26 protein-coding genes and 1 pseudogene are annotated in these 22,095 nt (G+C 37.9%); 17 read left to right on the top strand and 10 right to left on the bottom strand.

Features of this window, described 5'->3' with window-relative positions; all coding sequences use genetic code 11:
- The 7 genes and pseudogenes from HYU07_01695 (at window position 1) to HYU07_01665 (ending at window position 5,303) form a co-directional block, all read left to right on the top strand.
- Window positions 1-141 carry a hypothetical protein gene (locus HYU07_01695; GenBank protein ID MBI2128930.1) on the top strand — a complete coding sequence of 47 codons (141 nt, stop codon included), beginning with the start codon at window positions 1-3 and terminating at the stop codon, window positions 139-141.
- Window positions 142-156: 15 nt separating this feature from the next.
- Entirely contained in the window at window positions 157-978 is an 822-nt protein-coding gene (locus HYU07_01690; GenBank protein ID MBI2128929.1) for a hypothetical protein, read from the top strand.
- A gap of 77 nt (window positions 979-1,055) precedes the next feature.
- Window positions 1,056-1,136 (top strand): annotated as a pseudogene (locus tag HYU07_01685) (OmpA family protein).
- Window positions 1,137-1,943: 807 nt separating this feature from the next.
- A complete protein-coding gene (gatB, locus tag HYU07_01680) occupies window positions 1,944-3,359 on the top strand; it encodes an Asp-tRNA(Asn)/Glu-tRNA(Gln) amidotransferase subunit GatB (GenBank protein MBI2128928.1) in 1,416 nt (471 codons plus the stop codon).
- 67 nt (window positions 3,360-3,426) lie between these two features.
- A complete protein-coding gene (locus HYU07_01675) occupies window positions 3,427-4,227 on the top strand; it encodes a hypothetical protein (GenBank protein MBI2128927.1) in 801 nt (266 codons plus the stop codon).
- Window positions 4,208-4,549 (top strand): hypothetical protein, encoded by a 342-nt coding sequence (locus HYU07_01670; protein ID MBI2128926.1) that lies wholly within the window; start codon window positions 4,208-4,210, stop codon window positions 4,547-4,549. The genes HYU07_01675 and HYU07_01670 overlap by 20 nt, the downstream gene beginning before the upstream one ends.
- Before the next feature lie 4 nt (window positions 4,550-4,553).
- Window positions 4,554-5,303 (top strand): ZIP family metal transporter, encoded by a 750-nt coding sequence (locus HYU07_01665; protein ID MBI2128925.1) that lies wholly within the window; start codon window positions 4,554-4,556, stop codon window positions 5,301-5,303.
- Here HYU07_01665 and HYU07_01660 read toward each other — a convergent pair.
- Together HYU07_01660 and HYU07_01655 are read right to left on the bottom strand one after the other, a co-directional pair.
- The gene (locus HYU07_01660) at window positions 5,300-5,911 is read right to left on the bottom strand and encodes a hypothetical protein (protein ID MBI2128924.1); all 612 of its coding nucleotides are present in this window, start codon (window positions 5,909-5,911) and stop codon (window positions 5,300-5,302) included. The genes HYU07_01665 and HYU07_01660 overlap by 4 nt on opposite strands.
- Window positions 5,912-5,961: 50 nt before the next feature.
- On the bottom strand, window positions 5,962-7,173 hold the full coding sequence (locus tag HYU07_01655; protein MBI2128923.1) for an exonuclease SbcCD subunit D: 1,212 nt from the start codon (window positions 7,171-7,173) through the stop codon (window positions 5,962-5,964).
- 119 nt (window positions 7,174-7,292) lie between these two features.
- On the opposite strand from HYU07_01655, the gene HYU07_01650 reads away from it, so the two are divergent.
- A complete protein-coding gene (locus HYU07_01650) occupies window positions 7,293-7,961 on the top strand; it encodes a hypothetical protein (protein ID MBI2128922.1) in 669 nt (222 codons plus the stop codon).
- A 14-nt stretch (window positions 7,962-7,975) separates the two neighbouring features.
- On the opposite strand, the gene HYU07_01645 is transcribed toward HYU07_01650, so the two are convergent.
- From HYU07_01645 to HYU07_01630, 4 genes are all read right to left on the bottom strand, one after another.
- Complete coding sequence (locus HYU07_01645; GenBank protein ID MBI2128921.1) at window positions 7,976-9,505, bottom strand: ATP-binding protein; 1,530 nt, start codon at window positions 9,503-9,505, stop codon at window positions 7,976-7,978.
- A gap of 92 nt (window positions 9,506-9,597) precedes the next feature.
- Window positions 9,598-9,825 (bottom strand): hypothetical protein, encoded by a 228-nt coding sequence (locus HYU07_01640; protein MBI2128920.1) that lies wholly within the window; start codon window positions 9,823-9,825, stop codon window positions 9,598-9,600.
- A gap of 114 nt (window positions 9,826-9,939) precedes the next feature.
- Window positions 9,940-10,638, bottom strand: coding sequence for a hypothetical protein (locus HYU07_01635; protein MBI2128919.1), 699 nt, complete (start codon window positions 10,636-10,638; stop codon window positions 9,940-9,942).
- A 1-nt stretch (window position 10,639) separates the two neighbouring features.
- A complete protein-coding gene (locus tag HYU07_01630; protein MBI2128918.1) occupies window positions 10,640-11,179 on the bottom strand; it encodes a hypothetical protein in 540 nt (179 codons plus the stop codon).
- A gap of 148 nt (window positions 11,180-11,327) precedes the next feature.
- Between HYU07_01630 and HYU07_01625 the strand changes: the two genes are divergently transcribed.
- The 4 genes from HYU07_01625 to HYU07_01610 all read left to right on the top strand — a co-directional run bounded on the left by HYU07_01625 (window position 11,328) and on the right by HYU07_01610 (window position 15,554).
- Complete coding sequence (locus HYU07_01625; protein ID MBI2128917.1) at window positions 11,328-11,687, top strand: hypothetical protein; 360 nt, start codon at window positions 11,328-11,330, stop codon at window positions 11,685-11,687.
- A 500-nt stretch (window positions 11,688-12,187) separates the two neighbouring features.
- Complete coding sequence (locus tag HYU07_01620) at window positions 12,188-13,447, top strand: hypothetical protein (GenBank protein ID MBI2128916.1); 1,260 nt, start codon at window positions 12,188-12,190, stop codon at window positions 13,445-13,447.
- Window positions 13,448-13,639: 192 nt separating this feature from the next.
- Complete coding sequence (locus HYU07_01615; GenBank protein ID MBI2128915.1) at window positions 13,640-15,055, top strand: hypothetical protein; 1,416 nt, start codon at window positions 13,640-13,642, stop codon at window positions 15,053-15,055.
- Window positions 15,056-15,095: 40 nt separating this feature from the next.
- Window positions 15,096-15,554 (top strand): hypothetical protein, encoded by a 459-nt coding sequence (locus HYU07_01610; GenBank protein MBI2128914.1) that lies wholly within the window; start codon window positions 15,096-15,098, stop codon window positions 15,552-15,554.
- A gap of 26 nt (window positions 15,555-15,580) precedes the next feature.
- Here HYU07_01610 and HYU07_01605 read toward each other — a convergent pair whose 3' ends face one another.
- Genes HYU07_01605 through HYU07_01595 form a run of 3 tightly spaced genes read right to left on the bottom strand, consistent with a single transcriptional unit; the run spans window position 15,581 to window position 18,038 of the window.
- A complete protein-coding gene (locus HYU07_01605; GenBank protein MBI2128913.1) occupies window positions 15,581-16,198 on the bottom strand; it encodes an N-glycosylase/DNA lyase in 618 nt (205 codons plus the stop codon).
- Window positions 16,174-16,773, bottom strand: coding sequence for a hypothetical protein (locus tag HYU07_01600; GenBank protein ID MBI2128912.1), 600 nt, complete (start codon window positions 16,771-16,773; stop codon window positions 16,174-16,176). Before HYU07_01600 ends, HYU07_01605 begins: the two co-directional genes overlap by 25 nt.
- A gap of 5 nt (window positions 16,774-16,778) precedes the next feature.
- Complete coding sequence (locus tag HYU07_01595; protein ID MBI2128911.1) at window positions 16,779-18,038, bottom strand: DNA helicase UvrD; 1,260 nt, start codon at window positions 18,036-18,038, stop codon at window positions 16,779-16,781.
- 89 nt (window positions 18,039-18,127) lie between these two features.
- Here HYU07_01595 and HYU07_01590 point away from each other — a divergent pair, with 89 nt between their 5' ends.
- From HYU07_01590 to HYU07_01570, 5 genes are all read left to right on the top strand, one after another.
- Complete coding sequence (locus HYU07_01590; protein ID MBI2128910.1) at window positions 18,128-18,406, top strand: hypothetical protein; 279 nt, start codon at window positions 18,128-18,130, stop codon at window positions 18,404-18,406.
- 294 nt (window positions 18,407-18,700) lie between these two features.
- Window positions 18,701-19,153, top strand: a complete 453-nt coding sequence (locus HYU07_01585) for a hypothetical protein (protein ID MBI2128909.1) — start codon at window positions 18,701-18,703, stop codon at window positions 19,151-19,153.
- A 236-nt stretch (window positions 19,154-19,389) separates the two neighbouring features.
- Window positions 19,390-20,088, top strand: coding sequence for a haloacid dehalogenase-like hydrolase (locus tag HYU07_01580; GenBank protein MBI2128908.1), 699 nt, complete (start codon window positions 19,390-19,392; stop codon window positions 20,086-20,088).
- 42 nt (window positions 20,089-20,130) lie between these two features.
- On the top strand, window positions 20,131-20,667 hold the full coding sequence (locus HYU07_01575) for a methyltransferase domain-containing protein (GenBank protein ID MBI2128907.1): 537 nt from the start codon (window positions 20,131-20,133) through the stop codon (window positions 20,665-20,667).
- A gap of 89 nt (window positions 20,668-20,756) precedes the next feature.
- Window positions 20,757-21,566 (top strand): nucleotidyltransferase domain-containing protein, encoded by an 810-nt coding sequence (locus HYU07_01570; protein MBI2128906.1) that lies wholly within the window; start codon window positions 20,757-20,759, stop codon window positions 21,564-21,566.
- A 31-nt stretch (window positions 21,567-21,597) separates the two neighbouring features.
- Here the strand turns inward: HYU07_01570 and HYU07_01565 are convergent, their stop codons facing one another.
- Entirely contained in the window at window positions 21,598-22,056 is a 459-nt protein-coding gene (locus HYU07_01565) for a hypothetical protein (protein ID MBI2128905.1), read from the bottom strand.
- Window positions 22,057-22,095: the final 39 nt, after the last annotated feature.

Below are 22,095 nucleotides of genomic sequence, written 5' to 3'. Positions count from 1 at the left end.
ATGACAAACTGGGGCAATCAGAAGGATGTTGCAGCTTTGGAAAGCGAAGACAAGCCAAAGAAATGCCCTGACTGCGGCGGCAAGATCGTCTTTGAAGATGGCGAATTAATCTGCAGGGTTTGCGGGCTGATAGTTGAGTAATGCGCTGGAATGATTATGCAAAAAAGAGGTCAGATAACTGTATTCATTATAATAGGGCTTGTTTTAGTTATTTCTCTGATCATTGTTTTTTCAATAGCAGGCAGCAGGCAGGCAAGCGAGCTGAAAAGCTCAGTTGCTGAGGCAACTATTGGCAGCGTAGAAACAACTGTGATCCGCACATATATTGAGAATTGCCTGAAAACGACATCTCAGGATGCTGTGTTTTCAAAAATAGGGCTGCATGGAGGCTATTTAAAAGAAGAAGAAGGCGTAAGCTATGCCCAATACCGTGACAACGAAATTACTTATTACATTCCTTATTATCTTGATGGTGCAGCTATTTCTATTCCTGCGCTCAGCAATATCGAAGCTGAAGCCGGAAAATATGTTGCAGCAGAAGTTGACAAATGCATCGATTTCAATATGCTGAAAGACCTGGGGTATAATGTAACAAAAGCGGATGAAATAAAAGTGAGCTTTAAAATAAACAAGGCGGATATTTCAGTTTCAATGCAGTACCCAATAACTGCAAAAAAGGAATCTTCCATAGCTGAATTGTCGCAGTTCAATGTTGCGCTTCCGATAAGGCTCGGGTTATTGTATGAAAAAGCAAATGAGATGGCAAATGCAATAAAGGCTGCAAAGGAAAGCCAGCCGCCTCAAGTTTACGACATTTCACAGCGCTGCAGTATGTTTGATAATGATGTTAATGTCTATTTTAAAAACAATGAAATCGTGCAGCTGGTTGATTTCAAGACATTTTATTACAAGTACACGCATTCTTTCATATACCAATTTGCAGTAAAGAATGTTAATTTTGCAGGTGAATGCGCTTGAAAAAAAATAATTTTAAATTCTATATTTTAGCGGTTTTTTTATTATTTGTTTTATTAAAAATAGCCTTTGCAGTTCCTGATTCCGACCGTGACGGAGTTCCGGATGCAAATGACAAATGCCCCGGCACAACCGCGTTGGTTGTTGATGCTGTCGGGTGCTCCTGCGGGCAAAAAACAGCCTGCGCTGGAAGCTGGTGCTGCCCTGCGTTGAACAATCCATGCAGAAAAGACTGCGATGACAGCACTTATGAGGCAATATGCGGCAAGCCGGTTGATTATGCATCATGCGGCAGCCCAGGAACATGCCCGGAGGATAAATGCGAAGGAGAGCTTTTTGTTGATTATCCCGAAAGCAGGCATGATTACTGCCTGAATGGGGGTTGTTTTGCTTATTCATGCGCAGCGTTAGGCAGAACTTACAATGCAGATTGCGCTTCTGGAAAAAAACCAATTAAGGTCAATGAAACAATAAATGCGACCCTTAGTATGGCTAACTCGGCCAACCTGACAAACATTACAAATCTAACAAATACGGCCATTGGAGGGGGCATTGCAGAAAATTTAGAAAATGCCAGCGGCCTTAATCTATCAAAGCAATCCAACACGAGCAAAGAATCCGGCTTTCCTTTTATTCCCGATGGCGAAGAAAGAATTGCTGCCAGCCCAATAAAATTCAATCTCGACGCAAGAATAATCCTGATAGGATTTATTTCAATAGCAATATTAATCGCAGTTATATCAGCGATCCTGCTCATAGCAAGGCAGATTGCAGTATCAGAAGCTGTTTCAATAGAAAGGGATCTGAAGCTGAGAAGATACATACTCGCAGCGCTGGCAGCTGGCTTTACAGTTGATCAGATAAGAAGAAGATTGAAAATGTCCAAGATCCAGGACAAGCATGTTAAGCGGGCGATGAGAGGGATAAGGCAACAAAGGTTTAAATAGTAAATTTAATCTACAAACAAAATGGCAAACTTTACAAGCGACATCGTAATCGGCCTTGAGATCCATGTAGAGCTCAACACAAAAACAAAGCTGTTCTGCGGCTGCGCAACAAAAGGCAATGAAGATCCAAACACTAGAACTTGCCCTGTCTGTTTAGGCCATCCGGGAAGCAAGCCTGTATTAAACCATGAGGCGCTGGAATTTGCATTGAAGCTCTGCATTGCCCTTGACGCAGATGTTTCGCCTGAAATTGCCTTTTCAAGAAAATCTTATTTCTACCCCGATATGTCAAAGAATTTCCAGATAACTCAGTATGAAGTTCCATTGGCGAAAGACGGAAAATTAAAGCTGAAAGCTGGAAAAACAATCGGAATAACAAAGCTGCACCTTGAGGAAGACCCTGCTTCGCTTGTCCATATCGGATCAATGCAGCAGTCTCCTTTTGTTCTGGTTGATTACAACAGAAGCGGCAACCCTCTTGTTGAGGTTGTTACAAAGCCTGAGCTTGAAAGCCCGGAAGAAGCCCGCGATTTCATGAACCAGCTCATTTCGATATTGGCATATTTGAGGATTTTTGACACAAACAGCGGAATAATAAAAGCAGATGCAAATGTTTCGATAAGAGAAAGCGGCTATGTAAGGGCAGAAGTAAAGAATATAACCGGCTTCAAGGACATCGAGAGGGCGCTAAGATATGAAGTTGAAAGGCAGAAGAAGGAAATCGAAGAAGGCAAAAAATTAAAGCAGGAGACAAGGGCATGGGATTCTGAAAAAGGGGCTACATTTTTATTAAGAACAAAAGAGACAGAAGAGGATTATGGCTATATTATAGAGCCTGATTTAACAAGAATTGAAATAAGCGCTGAACTGGTTGAAAGAATAAAGGAAGCAATGCCTGAGCTGGCGCATGAAAAGGCAAAGCGCTTTGTTTCCCAGTATAAGCTCAAAAAAGAAGATGCTGAAGTTTTAGCTCAGGAATTTATGCTCGCAGAGCTTTACGAGCAGGTTGCAAAAGAGATTGACCCTCTATTGGCTGCAAAATGGCTGAGAAGGGAATTGCCAAGAGTTTTGAATTACATCAAAAAAGATTTGAAAGAAGTGGAGATTGATGAAACTCACATCATTGATCTGCTTGATTTGGTTGAGAAAAAGATTATAACAGAACAGGTTGCCCAGAGGCTGCTGGAAAAATTAGTTGAATCGCCTTTTGACGTAAAGAAATATGTCAGAGAGCAGGGAATGGAAGCTGTTTCTGACAAAAAAGAGCTTGAGAAGTTCTGCATTGAAGCAATTGCAGAGAACCCAAAGGCAGCTGAAGACTATAAAAAAGGCAATGAAAAGGCGCTTAACTTTATCGTAGGATCAGTCATGAAGAAGACAAAAGGCAAGGCAACTCCTGTTGAGGTTAATGAAATACTGAAGAGGCTGGTAAAATAGAATTTTAGTATGATTTTTTTCTAATAAAACCACAACCCTTTTATATTAGTACGTATTTTTACGTAATATGGTAGAATTGATCAGCAAAATAAGCAAAGGAAGCAGAATGGATCAGGTCTATATCCCGAAGAACAGGGCGGATTTCGCCGTAGGCAGCTATGTTGTCATAAAGCCGCTTGAAACAATGCCTGAAGAAGTGTTTAAGCCTTTTTTCTACAATATTGAATATCTGGAGCCAATAAAGCTTAAAATAGCGGAAGAGATATTTAAAAACATCGGAATGCTCGTCAAATATGATAATATCATAATAACGGGCTCTTTTCTGGAAGAAGGATTCAGGTTTAATGACGCAGATATTATTGTTGTTAGTGAGAATAAGATCGATGCAAAACTTATCGAAGCTTCTTTAAAGGAGAAAATTGGAATTGAGTTTCATGTAAGTGCTATGAGCAACAAGGCTTTATTAAAAGGAATTTCAACAGATCCTTTATATCGAGCTATGCTGACTAGGTGCATTTCAAGCAAAAGATTAATTTATAAAATAAATCCTGAAATAAACTATAAATTGCTGGACTTGCACCTTCTGAAAAGCAAGCCATTGATAGAAAATTTTGATTTTTTAACAGGCGACGAAAAGTACAAAATGACAAGAAACCTTGCTGCAATAAGCTTATTTATTGATAAAAAAGAAATAACTAAAGATAAGATAGACTCAGCCATTGATAATATTTTTGGCAGTAAGACAGCTCAGAAGTTAAAAGACAATATTGTTTTGAAAGAGGATTTTTTAGCCAAGTACAAAAAGCTTTATAAGGGTACTTTGAATAAGATTTTAGAGGGCATCAAGAATGAGTCAAAACAGAAATAAATTAATGGATTTATTTATAGGCAACATTTCAAATTCTGTTGTTCACAGAATACTCGAAAAGGCAATTGATGAAGAAGTTATAAGAAAACATTATGACAAGGAATTCTTAATCAGTTTGGAAATTGCAAAAAAATACAGAGAGAATATTAATCCGGCAGATATGCCCCTCCCTCATCAAGATGCAGAGTACATAAAAGAGAAAATTATTAAAAAGGTTAAAGCAGAATTAGAGCTGAGGATAGCTAAAGGCTATGAAAATATAAACATCGGGCTGGTAGAACCTGAGGTTGATAGGGCTTTAAAGGAGACTAAAGTGATATAATAAAATGATAATCGAATGGCTTTACAGTCTGATAAGCGTGCTGATCATCAGCTTAATCTCTCTTATCGGAATCTTCGCATTCTTCATAAAAGAAAAAACACTGAATCAGGCGCTTTTGATCTTGATTTCTTTTTCAACAGGCGCATTATTGGGTGACACATTCATTCATCTGCTGCCTGAAGTTGTCCGTGAATATGGCTTCAGCATTGTTGTTTCGCTTTATATTTTATGCGGAATGCTTGTATTTTTTATGCTGGAAAAATTCCTCCACTGGAGGCACTGCCATATCCCAACATCAAAGCAGCATCCGCATCCGCTGGCCATGATCAATTTAGTTGGCGACGGCCTGCACAATTTCATAGACGGAATGGTGATTGCCGGCTCTTATTTGGTTTCTGTTCCGCTCGGAATTGCGACAGCGCTTGCTGTTTTATTCCATGAAATCCCCCAGGAAATGGGAGATTTTGGTATTTTGATGCATGCCGGGCTTTCAAAGAAAAAGGCATTATTCTTCAATTTTTTGTCTGCAATGGCTGCTTTTTTAGGGGCAATATTGGCTTTAGCCATTGGATCTTCAGTAAAAGACTTCAACCTGTTTATTCTTCCTTTGACAGCAGGCGGGTTTATTTACATTGCAGGATCTGACCTGATTCCGGAGCTGCACAAAGAAGTGATTCCCATGAAGTCTTTAATCCAGCTGATCAGCCTGGTATTTGGGGTTTTGGTGATGATTGGATTATTGTTTTTGGGCTAAGAAAAATCTCCATCCGGCAACATTTTAATGTCTTCAGAAAATTCCCCGAAGTTATCTTCTATACAACTGTAAAGATAAAGTGCTTCGCCATTTGTTTGATGCGGCCTAAATTTAAGCAAGCCTGTAGCTGAAGCGCGGTTAACAACATTAACCCCTAGAAGCGTGTAAAATCGCTCTGATCTTTCTTCTAAATTTCCTTCTTTTATATGCTCTTGGCTAGCTTTTTCAAGCAATGCTTTGTCCTCTTTTCTGAAATCAAAGCCATAAAAATTAGGTATACGTTTCCTTACAAGATCAGTAAGCACATCTCTGATTTCAAGTTCTTTTCTGAGATAATAAGAATAAGTCAATACCGCCCATCTTGTTATAGCATCATCGCCCCATTTTATAAAAGGCGCTAACTTATCTTGGTATTGTTCTGCAACATGAGGCTCATTAGCTGTTTCTATGATTTTTTTATTTACAAGATAATTCCACGCATCATAAATTGGTCTGACTTTCTTTCGCGGCAATACTTTCGTCAAAGCATCTTCTGCAGGAACGCCGTTGTAAATTAATTTTTTGAGTTTTGATGCTCTTTTCACGCCAAGAATGTTTGTTTCTTGCATTTTGTTAGATGAAGACTTGCCGATATATAAATTTATCTTAAAATTTTTTATTAAACCTCAATCACCTTATTGATCTCTTCCCTTATCCTCTTCTCAAAATCCGCTGTCTTCTCGCCTTCGCCTTTTTCAGCGCCAAGAACTTTCATAAGGCTTTTTATCAGGCTTTTTTCTTTTTCCAAAGACAATCCCTCAACTTTTATCTGGCCAAGATGCTCTTTAATCAGCTTTTCCTCTGTTTCCTCGACAGATGTCACTTCAATCTTTACTTCTTCAAATTCCCTCGATGAAAGCTTGTTTGTGTTTTTCATCACAAAGTATGCTGATTTTTCATAAAGCTTTTCAAAAATTGTTTTAAAATCAATGCTTGACGGCTTTCCCCTCTCCAGCATGCCCTCAAGCCTTATTGTAACAATTGTATTGTTGAATTCCTTGTTTTTTATTTCTTTAATCAGAATTTCATTTATTTCTTCAGGCGTTTTGTTGTCGCAGCTGATTGCCAGCGATAAAACAGGGCATATTTGTATTGGCTCGTAAGTTATTTTATCATCTTCAACAATGTAGAAGCCGCCATTCTGCAGGTTTTCCAATTCCCGGAAGCTGTTTGGGAATAATGGGCCGGGATAAGCTATCAATTCATAGTCTTTCTCTTTTTTTTTCATCACTTCATGCACATGGCCTCCAGCATAATAGTTGAAGGTTTTCGGCAATAAGGAAAATGGAATTGATTCCATTGCTTCAAGCTCTTCTGTTTTCAATTCAGTAAGTGCTGTGTGGAAGACAAATATCTTGTAGCCCTGCTCTTTTTCAATGGCAGCTCTGTCAAGTAGATCATAATAGCCCCTTTCCAAAGTGCCTTTTTTTCCAAGCAGACCGGTGATCTTTGCTCCTGTTTTTGGATCAACTGTAAACTTCAACCTAAGCTTCCCGTCTTTTTCTTCCCCTCTGGCAACATTAATGAACAGCCCTGCTTCTTCCAAAACATCAAGCATTGTTTTTCCAGAAGGCGAGAAATCATGGCTGCCTGCTATAATGTAAACTGGGATATTCTTGTTTTTTATTTCTTTTAATTTTTTAACAGTTGTTTTTAAGCTTTCAATTGCAGGCAATGAAGTATTGAAGAGATCACCGGAGATTATTATAAAGTCAACATTCTTCTCAATGCAGAGATCCATTGCCTTTATGAATGCATTTACAGAAAGCTCCCTTAATTTCGGCTCTCTCCAAGATCCAATGTGCATGTCTGCCAGATGGGCGAATTTCATTTAATCCTCATTGAAAGTAAATAGAATATTATCAAGATATATAAAAGTTGCTTTTTATGCTCGCCAACACAAAAAGATTTATAAATGTTAACCTATTTTTATCATATTGGGTGATTTGAATGGGCATAGTTGCTCTTTGTAAAAATATTGATGGCGCTATAAAAAGATTTGGCGCTGAAGGCGAAAGCCAGGAAGAATACTTTTCAACTGTAATAAGATATTGCGATAGAACGCAAAAACAGCTGGTATTTGAAGGCTATGATGCGCCTTTTATGAACAGGGAAGCTACTGTCGATGCGCTTAAAAGAGCCATTGACAGGTCAGTCAAGATATATGCAATTGTTTCTGAAGGAATAGACACTGTTTTAGAAAAACTTGCTGAAGAGAATGAATCTGTTAAGGTGATAAAAACTCCAAGGTATTTAGTCATAGGAGCCATAGCATTTGATAATGATAGTGTTCATCTGTGGGATGCAACAAAACCAACAGTTTATGCTCCAGAACAGAGTAATCCGCATCATTATGCATGGCCTGTAGAAAAAAGCGGCATATACGTAAGATGGTTGTTTGAAAGTATTAAAGAAAACAGATTTGTTCAGCACAGATTTAAAGAAGCTGCAGAACGGCTGACAAATGGGCAATTCAAAGACCAGCTGTTGGTAGATATCTATAAAGAATCGAGCTATGTGCCTATAGCTTTCATTAAACGAGATACGAAATTTTTAGCGCAGAAATATGCAAAAAAATTTGATAGATTATGGAAAAATGCAGAGCCAATAAAACTATGATTTTTATATAAATTTTAATCTAACTTAATCCCGCTGAAATCATTCTTTATTTTATTTTTGTTGTTCAGGGTTTCCCTTACAACATCTTCAAAAAGAGGGATCTTTACAGGAGTCGCGAACTTTGTGAAATTGCTGGTTATCAATGCCTCGCCTTTGTCAAGCGATGCTATGTTCCTGTCATCATCGCTCAAATCCTGCGATGCAGACTCAATTACAGCAAGCCTCTCGCTTTTCATCTCTATGCCAAGTATTATTTTTGTGTTTATGTTGGCAAGAATCTCTTTCGGAATCAATGATGGAAGCTGCGTTATTGCAACCAAGCCAACTTTAAACTTTCTTCCTTCCCTTGCAATTGTTGAAAATATGTTCGGGCCTTTCTCCAGCACATCCCTGCCGAGAACACGGGGAGCTTCTTCAAGGATAATGGATATTATCGGCTTCTCTTTAAGTTCGCCAGTCCTTTTATAATTCTTGTACTTATTGAATATTTCAGATGCTATCATGCTGCCGATCAGTATCTCAACTGCGCTGTCAAAATCAGAAGTGTCAACTATTACAGTCTTTGATTCTTCAAGCTCTTTTACAATATCTTTTATTGTTGTTGATCCTGCATTCAATTCAAAAATCCCTGATGTTGTCATCTGCACGCCGTCCCATTCCAGATCCAGTAAATTCATCAGTTTTCTTTTCACAACTCCTGTTGTCTGCTCTGCAAATTTTCCTTCAACCAGTTTCTCAAGCATTATTGCTTCAATCCAGCTGCTGCCGTATTTTTTGTTGAACATATCGAGGCAGTCTTTCTGGGGGTCGCTCCAGTCAACAACGCCGTTAAGGTGATGGGGCCTTATTGTTTCAAGGTTTATCTTCAATGTCCTGCAGCCAGGAGGAGCATCTTTTGAAGTGTAATAGACAACCTTGCCTTTTGAAGGATGATCCTTTAACCCAATTTTATTTCTGCCGTAATACTCATCATGCGGGTCTAAAACCAAAATGCCGCAGTAATCTTTGTCAGCAGCATTCCAAAGCATGGTGCTTGTTAAATTTGATTTTCCCCTGCCAGTTGTGGCTGGAATCAAAATGTGGTGCGAAAGCGCATCCTCGCCGTTAAGCGCAATATCAACATCAATTGTCTTTGATCCGCTCCTTAATTTTCCGATATACAGGGGATTTTTCGGGATGCTGATGAAGCCTAAATCTGATTTTTCAATGCTTCTTACATTTGAAAAGAAGTTAGGCAGCTCTTTGCACAGGCAATGCATGTTGTTTTTTATGGTCAGCAGATTCTTTAAAAATGCCGTTCTGTAATTCCTTATGTTTGCGTCCATAAAATCAGACGCTGCATTCTCCTCAAGCGACATCCCTGAAATGAGCTCCAGGTTCTGCTGCGATATCTGGGAGCTGTAATTCAGGTCGTATGCCTGCAGTAGGACCTTTCCATGGTCAACATCGGCAATCAGCAGCTCTCCGATCTCCAAGCCTGCTCCGGACTTCTCCCTTATTATTACATTATTGAAGCTGCCCCCGATAACCATGCCTTTGATCATAATGGGGAGTTATTTCTCTGCTGTTTTTATAGTTTTTGTTTTAAAATATGATTTAGAAATTAAATAAAAAAATAAAAAAAGAATCAGAAGCCTTATCTTCCTCTCGCCATCTTTGCGGCCGATACATTGCCTTTCTTGTCAATGAAATACAAGTATCCTGACTTTTTCTTAATGCTGCATTTTGCGACAACTTCGATCTTTGCCTTGCCCTTTTTCTTTCCGCGGGCCATCTTGGCTCTTGCTACGTTTCCTTTCTTGTCCACAAAATACAGATATCCTTTTTCTTTCTTTACTCCAACTTTTGCTATTTGTTCTGCCATTTAATCTACCTCCTTTTATTTTAGGCTAATAAGACACACCCCCTATGATGTTAGTCTTATGTTCTAAATGATAAGCCCGCTTATTTAAATACTTTTCGATTTTACGTCTATAAATCAGGATTTTCTCGTCTCGATTTTTATTATTTTGTTGATCTCTTTCGAGGAGACTGCGCAGCCCCTTACCTTTAAGCCCCACAATACAGCATCCAGCAGGGTTTTTTGAGGCTCAGGAATTGTCTTTATGACATATTTATCCAAAAATCCCAGCTCATAGGCGACAGCAATCAATTCAACAGACCTTATTATTTTTAGATTTTCAGTTTCTTTTCTGAATTTTGAAAGGGCTTCTCTGTTTATTTCTATCTTCGTGTTTAGTTTATTTTTCAGCAGTTTTTCCAATCTTTCCGGATTCTCTATCAAAAGCCTGACAGTTCTTTCATCTATTATCAAGGCCTCAGCATCAAGAACAATGGCTGCTGCTATTGACATAGCATCCCCCAAATGAACGATATTTATGCAATTATTCTGAGCCGTGAAGCAGTGATTGGCCAGATCCAGCAGCTCCATTCCCTTGTTTTTTATAATTTCATTTTCGACAACATTCAATACGCCTTTGTTTACAAGGTCCAGCACCTGTATTGCCTCAAACTCAAATCTTTTTGTATTTAAAGGCCGGTCAACAAGCTCGTATTTTATCATATTCGCTATATAAAATTCGCCTTTGAAATTTTCTTTCAGCTTCTCAACGATCCACAATAAGCTGTTAACGCTTAAGCTTATTATCGGGCCGCTGTCAAAAACCAATGATTTCATATCAAGCACCAAAAATATTTCTTGCCAATTCGAGCCTTTTTTTTATATCGGTTATTTTGCCTTCTTCTGTTATGCTGGTCTTTCCTATATAGCTCATCAGCTCCCACTGGGATATCCCCAGCAGCTCAGAAGCCTGCGCAATCGAGATGCCGTGCTCGTACAGCTTGCTGCTTTTCTTTACCTCAGCCTGCTTTATAACTTCATCCATATACTGTTTTAATTTAACATCAATCTTGGAAATTAACTCAAGGATATTCTTAATGGCATCCTGATACTCTTCTGCTTTATTTTTCATTAAAAGCCCGTAAGCATCTTTTAATTTTTTCACTATCTCCGCATTTATGCTGCCCGTTCTCTCCATTATTTTTGACAATGCATACATCACAATTGCAATCGAGATGGAATCCCTGTCCTGGAATATGGATGCATTATGTATTGTGTGGTTGCTTATCTTTTTAAGGCCAGCAAAGTTCTTCTGATCTATGAGAATCAGCCCGTCATCAATGATATTTATTATGTCTTTTTTGACTATCTTATTCATAAGCGTATTTTTAATTCAGGATTATTTAAAGTTTGTTGTTTTTTTGGAAATTGTCGGCGCACTAAAATAAGAAAAATAAGGCAAAATTGTTATTATCCTGTAAAATCAATATGCAAAAATTTATAAACTTCTTACTAATTCCAATATTATGCGAGTAAAGATTAATCTCAAATCAAATGAATTAAGTTTAGATGGAAAGCTTGTTACATTAAGCAGGCCTTATGAGCTTAATATTACAACAGATAAGAAATTAATTATCGTGTATCTGTTAAGTAATGGATCATCCACTAGAACTGATTATGAAAACAGAGAGTTAAATGAAAGAGAAGAAAAACTAGCACAAGAAGCTAGAAAGAGGGTTAATGAGCAAGCTAAGGAATTGGATAAAATTTGTGGTGATTTAAATTTAAATCACAACAAAAGCACAAATTATCTTCATGGTAATACATGCGGTCCATTTTATTATATGATTGATATGCCTACTAATTGCAATATAAAAATTAATTAAAACAATTTTGCCTTATTTTTTATTAGCTGATTCCAAATTGGACATAACTGATTTTAGTAGAATTCAAACTGCTACTTTCTTGCCCTTCTTCTCTTCTCGCGCTTCATTCTCTTGCGCTGCCACTTCCATCTCATCTGCCTTTTCTTCTTCCACCTGCGTGAGCTTCTTTTCATAGCGTTCGAAATAAGGGGTTTCTATATAAATGTTTTTATTTTGCGAATTGAAGTTTTTTATGTGCAGTGTGACAATCCAGCCATGGCGAGACGAGGCGGGGGTTGTCCCTTACGGGGTGCCGAGTAGGTTTTTGCATAGCAAAAACCGTCGAAGCCATGTTTGGCTGGATTTATTTAATTTATTTATTTAATTTATTTAATTATGCTGTTAAAATGGTTTAATACCCCGCCTTTGCATTTATCTGCTAAATCACCAAAATCTTTATATATTAGTTATTATTATGAAATGGAAACAATAGATAATTACTTTGAAATGGGGTGGAAAACATGAGGGGTGTAAGATATTTAATTTTGTTGAGTGTAGTTCTGCTGTTAGCTGGCTGTTACAAATATCCGGATTATTTTCCGGGGTTGGTTCCTGCTTCGAATGGAACAGGCGTTATTGCGCCTTTGAATGCAACGCAGCCTGCAAATGGAGAGGCAACAGCAAATATGACCCCGCAGCATGAAGAGCCTCCGCAGGAGCTGGCAGCATTGACAACTATTTCAGTCAGCGAAGGCGATATGGTGAAGATAAAGCTTGTTGCAGCTGACCCTGATGGAGATGCTTTAACCTATACATTCGGCCCGCCATTGAACGAGAAAGGAGAGTGGCAGACGAAGCTCGGAGATATGGGCGAATATAGGGTTACAATAACCGTTTCAGACGGAACAACAAGTGTTTCAAAAGACATAACAATAATTGTAAAGAAGACAAACAAGGCTCCAACAATTACATCATTTAAGCCTTCTGATCTGATAGCAAACAGCGATGAAGGAAAAACAATTGAATTTAAAGTTGAAGCTTCTGATCCGAATAAGGACGCTTTGATGTATTTATGGAAAGTTGATGACAAGGAAGTTTCAACAAAAGACCTTTATCTGTATGATCTGAGCTATGACTCTGCAGGCCAGCATAAAGTGACTGTTGCTGTTTCTGACGGCGCTTTAGAAGCTTCAAAGGAATGGACAGTAAATGTTGCAAATGTAAACAGGCCGCCGGTAATCCAGGACATTGATCCGATAAAAGTGAAGGCAAGCGAAACAGTTGAAGTAAGGCCTATTGTTATTGACCCGGATGGCGACAAGGTTGATGTCACAATCTCCGCTCCTCTGGCAACAGGAACATGGAAAACAGGCTACAGGGATGCAGGAACTTATACAATAACAGTTTCCGCTTCAGATGGCAAGGATGTTGCAACAAAAACAGTTGCAATCGATGTTATTGAAAGCAACAAGCTGCCTGTGCTTGCAAAGATAAATGACATTTCAGTGAATGAAGGCGAGATTGTGAAAATTAATGTGGATGCAGCTGACCCTGATGGAGATGCTTTAACAATCACATTCAGCGGATGGACGGATTCATCAAGCTATCAGACAACATATGATGACGCGTATCCAAAAGGATGCAATGCAAAGGGATGCACCGCAATATACAATGTCAGAGTAACAGTAAGCGACGGCAAGGAGAGTGTCAGCCAGGATCTGAAAGTTTCAGTGAAAGATGTCAACAGGCCGCCTGTAATCGGCGATGTAACGCAGGGTTAATTTGTCAAAAACCACCCATCATAGATGGGTGGCGTGTTACTACAATTTACAGCATCAGGTGGTTTTTGAACATGCTCAAAAATTTTCACAATCGGAAAAGGGAATTGGCTTTCAGCCACAAATCCAAGATTGTTGGAAAATTTTTGACATTTTTAATTTTTATTTTATAATTTTTATGGGGGTAAGGCGCTAATGAAGAAATTATCACTTTTTTTAGTTTTGATAATAGTCTTATCTGTTTATGTATTCGCTGCTGCAAATCTCACAGTTGATGAAGGAAAGCTGCTGAAAGTCAAAGTAAATGCTTATGACCCTGACAAAGACAAAGTAACAATAAGCTATGCCCCGCCTTTAAACTCAAAAGGGGAATGGCGTCCTGATTTCAACCAGTCAGGTGATTACAGAAGCTTTGTTTCTGTTTCTGACGGCGAGTTTGTTATCTCAGAGGATTTAAACATAAAAGTCATAGATATTGACAGGCCGCCGATATTTAATCCAGCCAGGATTGCTGCTGTAAACGAAACACAGGATGCATCATTTGATGCAAGCGCTTATGATCTTGACGGCGATCATGTAACAATAAGCGCAGTAAGCCTGCCGGAAGGTGCAGTATTCGTTAATGATCATTTTTCCATGGCCACAGGCTATGACACAGTCAAAAAGAACTGGTTTTCCAGATTGATAGATAATCTTCCGTTTGTTAAAATAAGCAAAACATTCAATGTGAAGTTAAAGGCGATTGGAAGAACAGCATATTCTGAAAAAAATTTCAAAGTAAAGGTTTACGATGCCAATAGGCAGCCTGTTTTAGCTGCCCTTGCTCCAATAACAGTCAACGAAGGCGAGGAAGTTGTAATAAATGCCTCTGCCGCAGACCCTGACAATGATAAAATAAAATACAGCTACAGAGGCTGGATGGATTCAAATAAAAAAACAACCGGCTATGATGATGCCGGAGTTCATATTGTAACTGTAAAGGCATCTGACGGATTTTTATCTGATTCAAAAGATGTTTCTGTAATTGTGAATAATGTAAACAGAGCTCCTGTATTTGATCCGATAAAGAATGCCGCTGTCAAGGAAGGCGATGAAGTTATTATTGACCTTAAAGCATCTGATCCAGACGGTGATGCCCCGATATTTTCATCTCCAAATGTTCCTTACAATTCAAGCCTGACTGAAAACAGGTTTATTTACAAGCCAAATTATGGTGTTGTATCGCATGAAGATGTAAAAGTAAGGCAGAAGAAATTCAATATAACCTTCACGGCAAGGGACAGCAGCGGCCTTAATGCAACGCAGAATTTCACATTAACAGTCAAGGATGCAAACAGAGCGCCTGTAATAAATGATTATGAGCCAGCTGGAGAAAAGATAAAAGCATATGTCGGCGCAAAGGTGAGGTTCAGCGTAAATGCTTCAGACCCTGATAATGACAATCTGACTTATTCCTGGCATCTTGGATTTCTGGATACGCGCAAAGGAAAAGACGCGATAACAAGGAAATTCACAGCATCAGGGACAAAGAAGATCTCAGTAACGGTTTCTGACGGCCAAACAACAGCAAAGAAGGAATGGGTTGTGGAAGTGCTGTCGAAGAAGAAATAAGAAAATTTAAAATACAGTTAATATTCCTTTCAACAAAATTATGAAAACTGCTTATAAAACAATTGATGTGTATATCTTTAATGAAATACTAGACCCTTCAGTCTCCGATGTGCCGCCCATAGTCAAGTTCTATCAAAAAAATATAAAGCCAAATCTAGAAAAAGAACAAAGGGGAGATGTGTTGGCTATATTAAAATATCAATATCCTGGCTCTGATCAAGCATGTTTCTCGTTTTATGTATATTCTATGGACAATAGGAGGACTGGAGAATTCACAGGAGTTTCATGTGGCGGTAATTCATTAACAGACAGTCCTAGAAGCCAAATACCTCGGCTTAATATTGTAACAAAAAACATAAGAAGCTATTTTAGGTATAATGTGGAGGCAGGAGAATCTCCAACTGCAATTGTTTTTAAGGATTATCTAGACAAATTCAAAAAAGCAACTGAGAAAATTGGCATTAAAACAAGAATCCATAAACCTAAAAATACATTTTAATAAATTCTGACATTGCGCATAAAAACTTATTTTAGCACTTTCCCGGTCTTATTGCTCCAGAACAGCAGATCAAGCTCATCAACCGGTATTCTTGCTTTTTCAGCAAATTCTTTTATTTTGTTTTCAATTTCAAGGTATTCCTTTTTATTTTTAGGCCTTTTGTTGCTTTTCAAAACACCATGCTCTTTTAGGCAGTTTAAAATATGCCCGTCTATTATAGCTAATCCTCCGTATCCAATATTTCTTAGAAAATGCGATGCCTCCTTGAAGCTCAATCCTTTGATGTTTTCAACAAGAAAATCCCTCGCTTCATCAGGATTTTTTGAAAGTTCTTTTAATCTTTTCAACAATCTTCTCGCTTCAATTATGTACTTTGACTTATTCTTGTGGAATCTTACATGCCTTCTTAATATATTTTCAAGCTCTTTTTTGCCTTTTTTCAATAAAATAGTTTTATTTTTGGAATTAATGACCTGAATCACCCTTTCCGCTTTGCTCAATGGAGTGCATAAGCAGTAGCACAGCTCAACGAAAAGATCTTCAACATCTTTTTTGCCGGTTTTTTTAAATTCCTCTAGCCTTTTCTTTATTTCAGAGCTTTTATCCTTATATTGTTTTTTTAAATGTTTAATTGTTTTTTCCATTTGTCAAATCCCTCAATTTTTTCATTGTACATTTTAAATAACGCATTATAAATTTCTTTAATAACAGCTGAATTCCTCTCGATAAACTCATCAGTAATATATTCCCTGAATTCAAATCTTTTGCCGTACGCCATTCCAATATGGGTTTTTTCAAGTTTCAACATCAGATAGGGAGGGTAAGACTTTTTACTGCGGCCGTTTTCAACCTTTACATCGAGCCTTCTGCATAAGTCATGTATTTGTGTGATCTTGTCAATGGAAATATCATCGCCTTTCTCAAACAGGCTTTTTATAGTAGGAAGTTTAAGCATTTTATAAATCCAAGTCTCTGCGCTTTTGAATTTAGCTGGTTGGTCACATTTTGCCAGCCTTACACTGCCATTAAACATGTCAATATACCCAGAAATTTGTAAGTATTTATTTAGAATTGGAATGTAAATGCCTTCAATTTCAAGATAAAGTTCGCAAGCAACTTTTCCTAACCCCCACACTGTTTGTAGAATTGCTCCTTTCTTTTCTTTTACCGGGGTTAAAATCATTTCTAAATTTTTTATTCTCTCTTTTGTTATGTCCATAAAAATCACATAAAATCCGACAAGCCCTTCTGTATTCTTTTAGTCTCTTTTACTTCTCTCATGTCTTTCTCGCTTAAAACAGGATAGCCATATTCTCCGTCATGGCCCGGCTGGATCTTTATTTTCTCATCCCTGTTGCCAATGATCGCTTTTGCAGTCTTTTCATCCACAACCTTAAGCAGCTCTTTTTCTTCTGCATTCAATAAAATATTGAACTCATTTCCAAACTGGGCAATCAGGTCATTATAGATCTTCCACGTCTTTGCAGTCGCTATCCCTGATCCAATTACCGCAGATATTATCTCTGACAATGGAATTAATTTTTTGAACGGAACTGCGCCTTTTGGAACAAATCCTTCAGGCCTGTCTGCCAGCTCTTCAATGCGGTGCGCTACGCCTATGGTCAGTTTCCTGCCGCATTTCGGGCAGATATTTTTTAATTTTATTGATTCTGATGGAGACATGCAGACATTGCAGAGGCGATGCCCGTCATAATGGTACTTGCCATAGCCAGGATCAACTTCAACAGTCTCCTTAAAGCCCTGCTTTGTTCTTATAGCATTGATTATGCTCTTATAAGTCAGCTCTTTCAATTCGAAAACATTTGCCTCTCTTCCAATGCGCCATGGCCAGTAAGAATGCGAATCAGAGTTTGAAACAAGTGAGAATTTATCCAATGTTGATAATCGCCAGTTCATTGCAGGATCGCTTGACATCCCTGTTTCCAAAGCATGGATGTATTTTGTCTTTTCCATAAAGCATTCTTCGACTGAATCAAAGCCGGACATGGAACCAAAGATAGCGAACCAAGGCGTCCAGCAATGCGCCGGTATGATCTCAATATCATTGTCAATCTTCATCAAATCATCAACTAATTCAATGCAGGAATAAGAGCCGAAGATAGGCCTTCCGTCAGATTTAAGTTTGCCTTTTTTTGACAGCAGTTCATTTATCTGATCAACAACCTCGAAGCTTTTAGCGAGGATTATATTATGCACTTTCCTTAATTTATTGCCTTGATTGTAAATATTGCAGACTTCTGCCTGAAGAACAAAATTAAATCCGGTTTTTGTCTTTAAAATGCCTTTTCCATCCTCAGCCAGCTCTTTTTTCAATTCATTGAGCCATTCCGGATGCGTAAAATCCCCTGTTCCAAGAGCATCTAAGCCCTTTATTCTGGCATATTTCTCAAGGTTCGGAATAGTGAGATCCTTGCTTGTTGCCCTTGAAAAGCGGCTGTGTAAATGCAGGTCTGCAATGATCATATCATGAAAGAATTTGTTTTCATATAAAAAGGTTACTAGATAAACTTGCTCACCAAAAGTTTATAAATTATCCATTATTTTAGTAAAAAATGGGGCAATGGTATAAGGTCGAGGTTTATAGAGGACACAATGGCTGCTCTTGTAATGCTGCAATAGCATGCATTTTTGCAGATGATATGATAGAAGTATTAGATAGATATAAGACAATGCGTGGAGTAAAAAGGGATATTGGGGCAGGGTCCCCCTTTCCGAATATGTCAACGATGTCGGAAGAAGAAGCAGTGAATGCGGAAAATAAGATAATCCTTGAAGGAAAACTTAATTTGGAGAAAGCAAAACAGACATGGTATTATCTTACTTTAATTTGAGTTAATTATATAAATATGCATCATTTTATTAGCCTGGAGGCAAACAAAATGTGCGGATCATGCGGTTGTGGCGGAAAGAAAGGCAAGAAATAAGCTCGTCATTTGCGATTATTATATTTATCTTGTTACTTTTTAGTGGTAAAACAATCGAAAGATTTAAATACTAGTTCTGCTTGGTATATTGTAGGCAAATATCGCTTTATCACGATGAAAACAAATAAAGCCGCCTGAGGGTTCTTTCTTAAAGCACCCCCGTGTTTGCCCTTAGGCGCTTTTTTTAATAAACGAGAAAAAATGCTAGAAGAGCTGTTCACGCCAAAATATGAGAAATTAGTCAAGGAATTTGAAAGGACGCCTCATTTTCGTTGTTTTCTGACACATCAGGAATGCAGCCTGTCTGGATCAACTAACTATGACAAATACGTTACTGACCATTATACTGTTTTACGTTATTTAAGATCTAAAAAAAGGTCTGAAATGCAAATAAAAAGAATAAAAAATGAAAGAGAAAAGCTAAAGTACAGCATTGCATATATTTCAAATTTTAAAATCCCTGAGGAAGAAATGCAAAGGCTTCTTCTTTCTAATAGGTGTAAAGTTTTAATTAAGCTTCCTCTAATAGATGACCATGGAAGAACGCTTTTTGATCCTGAGGTTGTCGATGAAAATTACAATATAGTCCATGTTCCTAAAAAGCAAAGAGAATTTGTTAAGTGGAGAAATGTCAATAAATATTCGCTTGTTTAAAAATGTCAGAATTTTCCATCCAGTCTTTGACTGGTAGCAGAAAGCCAACCTTTTTTGTATGTGGAAAATTCTGAGCATGCTCAAATGTCAAAAATGCTTGCATTTTTGAGCAAATTGGAAATGTGAACATTTCCAATTAACCACCTGATGCGATGGAACGTAGCTACATGCCACCCATCTATGATGGGTGGTTTTTGACATAAAAATTTATATACTGATGACATCTCCTATCAAAAATGCAGCTCGACTATCTAGTAAAGCCAACAAAAGCGAATAACCGCAGCTTTGTCTTATCGAAGCTAAGCAAAAAAGATGTAAAAGAAAAAATAAGAAATTCAAGGCATCTAGTCTCAGACCTTGATGACACGCTTATTCATTCCCCTACATTCAATCTTGCTGTAAGCAGGTTCATGGAAGAAGGCTATCTGGAGCCAGAGCATTACTCCTGGATTGCCAAAGCAATTTTCAAATGCATATTCCAGCCGAAAAAAGCTGTCTCAGAAATGTGGTTTGAATATCATGAAAGATTCGGGCATAAGTTCAGGCATTTTGTAAACTCGCAAAAATTCGATTTTCTATTTTATCCTGGCGTTCAGGAATTTTTCAACTCATTGCCTGAAACAACTGAAAAGATAATGGTTACAAGGACGATAGAGGAAATAGCAAGGCCATTTGCAAACCATCTTGGCTTTGGCAAATACCATCATCTTGAAAAAAAGGAGTCGCCTTTTTTGAAAACAATGCTTGGCAAAGAGCAAAGCGTCTTTATCGATGATTCAAATGAGGGTGAAGAAACAGTAATAGCTTTGAATGGCAATGAGAACTCGCCTCTGACAATCTATGTTGCAAGCTCGCCAAAAAAAGTAAATGAACATTTCGCAGTAAGCATAGGAAGGGATTACAGTGGATTGAACAAAATAATAAATTCTGATTGATAACCTTTAAATACATAATAAGCGTAAACCGCTTAGGTTAACATGGATCTGGAAAAATACAGCGAACTGAAAAAAGCCTATGATGCTTATGGAAACTTGCTCTTAAGGCAGGGAAAGCTTCTTTACAAGGATACAGAAAAGGGAATCTGGGGCATCACGCCGTGCGAGGATTTAGTCAACCTTTTTATTAAAATGGGGCTGGAAAAATACAAAACATTCCTTGACATTGGAAGCGGCGATGGAAGGGCTGTTTTAACAGCAGCATTGTTCGGCATTAATGCAGCCGGAATAGAGATTGATGATGAGCTGATAAAAGTTTCAAATGAAATAAAAAATAAACTAAAAATAAAAAATGCAAAATTCATGAAAAAGGATTTTTTTGAAGAGGATTTTTCAAAATACGATGTTTTGTTCATAAACCCAGACAAAGGATTCCATCTAGGATTGGAGGATAAGTTATTAAAAGAGTTAAAAGGCAGATTATTTGTTTATAACCAGATCTTCACGCCAAGATTTTTAAAAAAGGCAAGAATAATTTGGGTTGGGCAGATGCCCGTGATAGATTACACAAGAAATTAACCATTCTGAAATGATTAACAAACTTAATAAACTATCCGCTAAACTAACGTCATTATTCCAAAGTAGAGTAGTAAGAAAAGGGTGGATCAATGAAGTTTGACATAAAAAAGAGGGCAAATCCTAACAAATCAAAGTATTCTAAAGAGGAGTATGAATTATCAGCTGAATTTGCAAAAAGAGCATACAAGGAATTTGGGTCTTTTGTAAAAGCCATCATCCTTTTCGGCAGCTCTGCAAGAAAAGAGGGCGAAGCAAAGGCAGATGTTGATGTTTTAATGATTGTTGATGATGTGAATGTTGTAATATCGCCGGAGCTGACAGACACTTACAGGATAATAACTGAGAAGATTGTTTCAGATGTTTCCACAAAGCTGCACATTACAACATTACGGTTTACAAGCTTCTGGGAATATATAAGAGCAGGCGATCCTATAGGCATAAACATCTTGAGAGATGGGGTTTCATTGATAGACACAGGCTTCTTCGATCCAATGCAAATAATGCTTTATCAGGGCAGGATAAGGCCCAGCCTGGAGTCAATATGGGTGTATTATTCAAGATCGCCTCAAACTCTGCACAACTCAAAATGGCATATAATGCAGGCAGCTCTTGACTTGTATTGGGCAGTTATTGACTCAAGCCATGCTGCATTGATGTCCATTGGCGAAATTCCTCCTTCACCAGGGCATGTGGCTGATCTTCTCGATGAAAAGATGGCCAAAAAAGGCCTGCTTAACAAGAAATACGTTCTTCTGATGAAGAATTTCTATGAGCTGGCGAAGAGGATAATGCACCGCGAGATAAAGGAAATAACAGGCCAGCAGTACGACCGCTACTTCAAGGATGCGCAGGAATACGTTGATGTGATGAAGAAGTTTATTGAGAGAAGGGAAAGATAAATTGTTCTAATGAAAATACATAATGCGCCTTTCATCTCAGAAATTCAGGAATTTGATAGCTTATGCTTCCCTTTACAGTAACATCCAATTCGCCAATTTTCTTAGAATACTCGGCGATTTTATAAGCTAAATTTCTAGGTTTTTGCTGTCTTTCTTTAGAGGATATATTGTCAATTCTGAGTTTTTTAAACCGGCTTCGCCCATCTACAGCAGCTTCGCCCTCACCCTTTAAGTACTCTGCAAAAACCACAGACAAAAGGTAACGTATTGATGGATCTATTCCGTCTTTATCTTTTTTAATTTGCTCCGCATTTAATATTTCACAATCTAGCTTGTAGGCTGTTCTGTGCTGTTCATCAGCCATAATGCTGTACCTGCCAGTTAGTTTAAACTTAATCTCTCCTATATTGTTGGCTGACTTTTCTGCAATAATATCTATTCTTGTACATTTATAGCCTTTTAAAATATTATTAAATCTTGGATGATTCATTTTATGCCCCTATTTCATTATATTTATTTGCAATAGATT

This window comes from Candidatus Woesearchaeota archaeon, assembly GCA_016180285.1.
Taxonomy (GTDB): Archaea; Nanobdellota; Nanobdellia; order Woesearchaeales; family JACPBO01; genus JACPBO01.
Note: the sequence above shows the minus strand (reverse complement) of the source record. Positions and strands in the feature narration are given on the sequence as shown.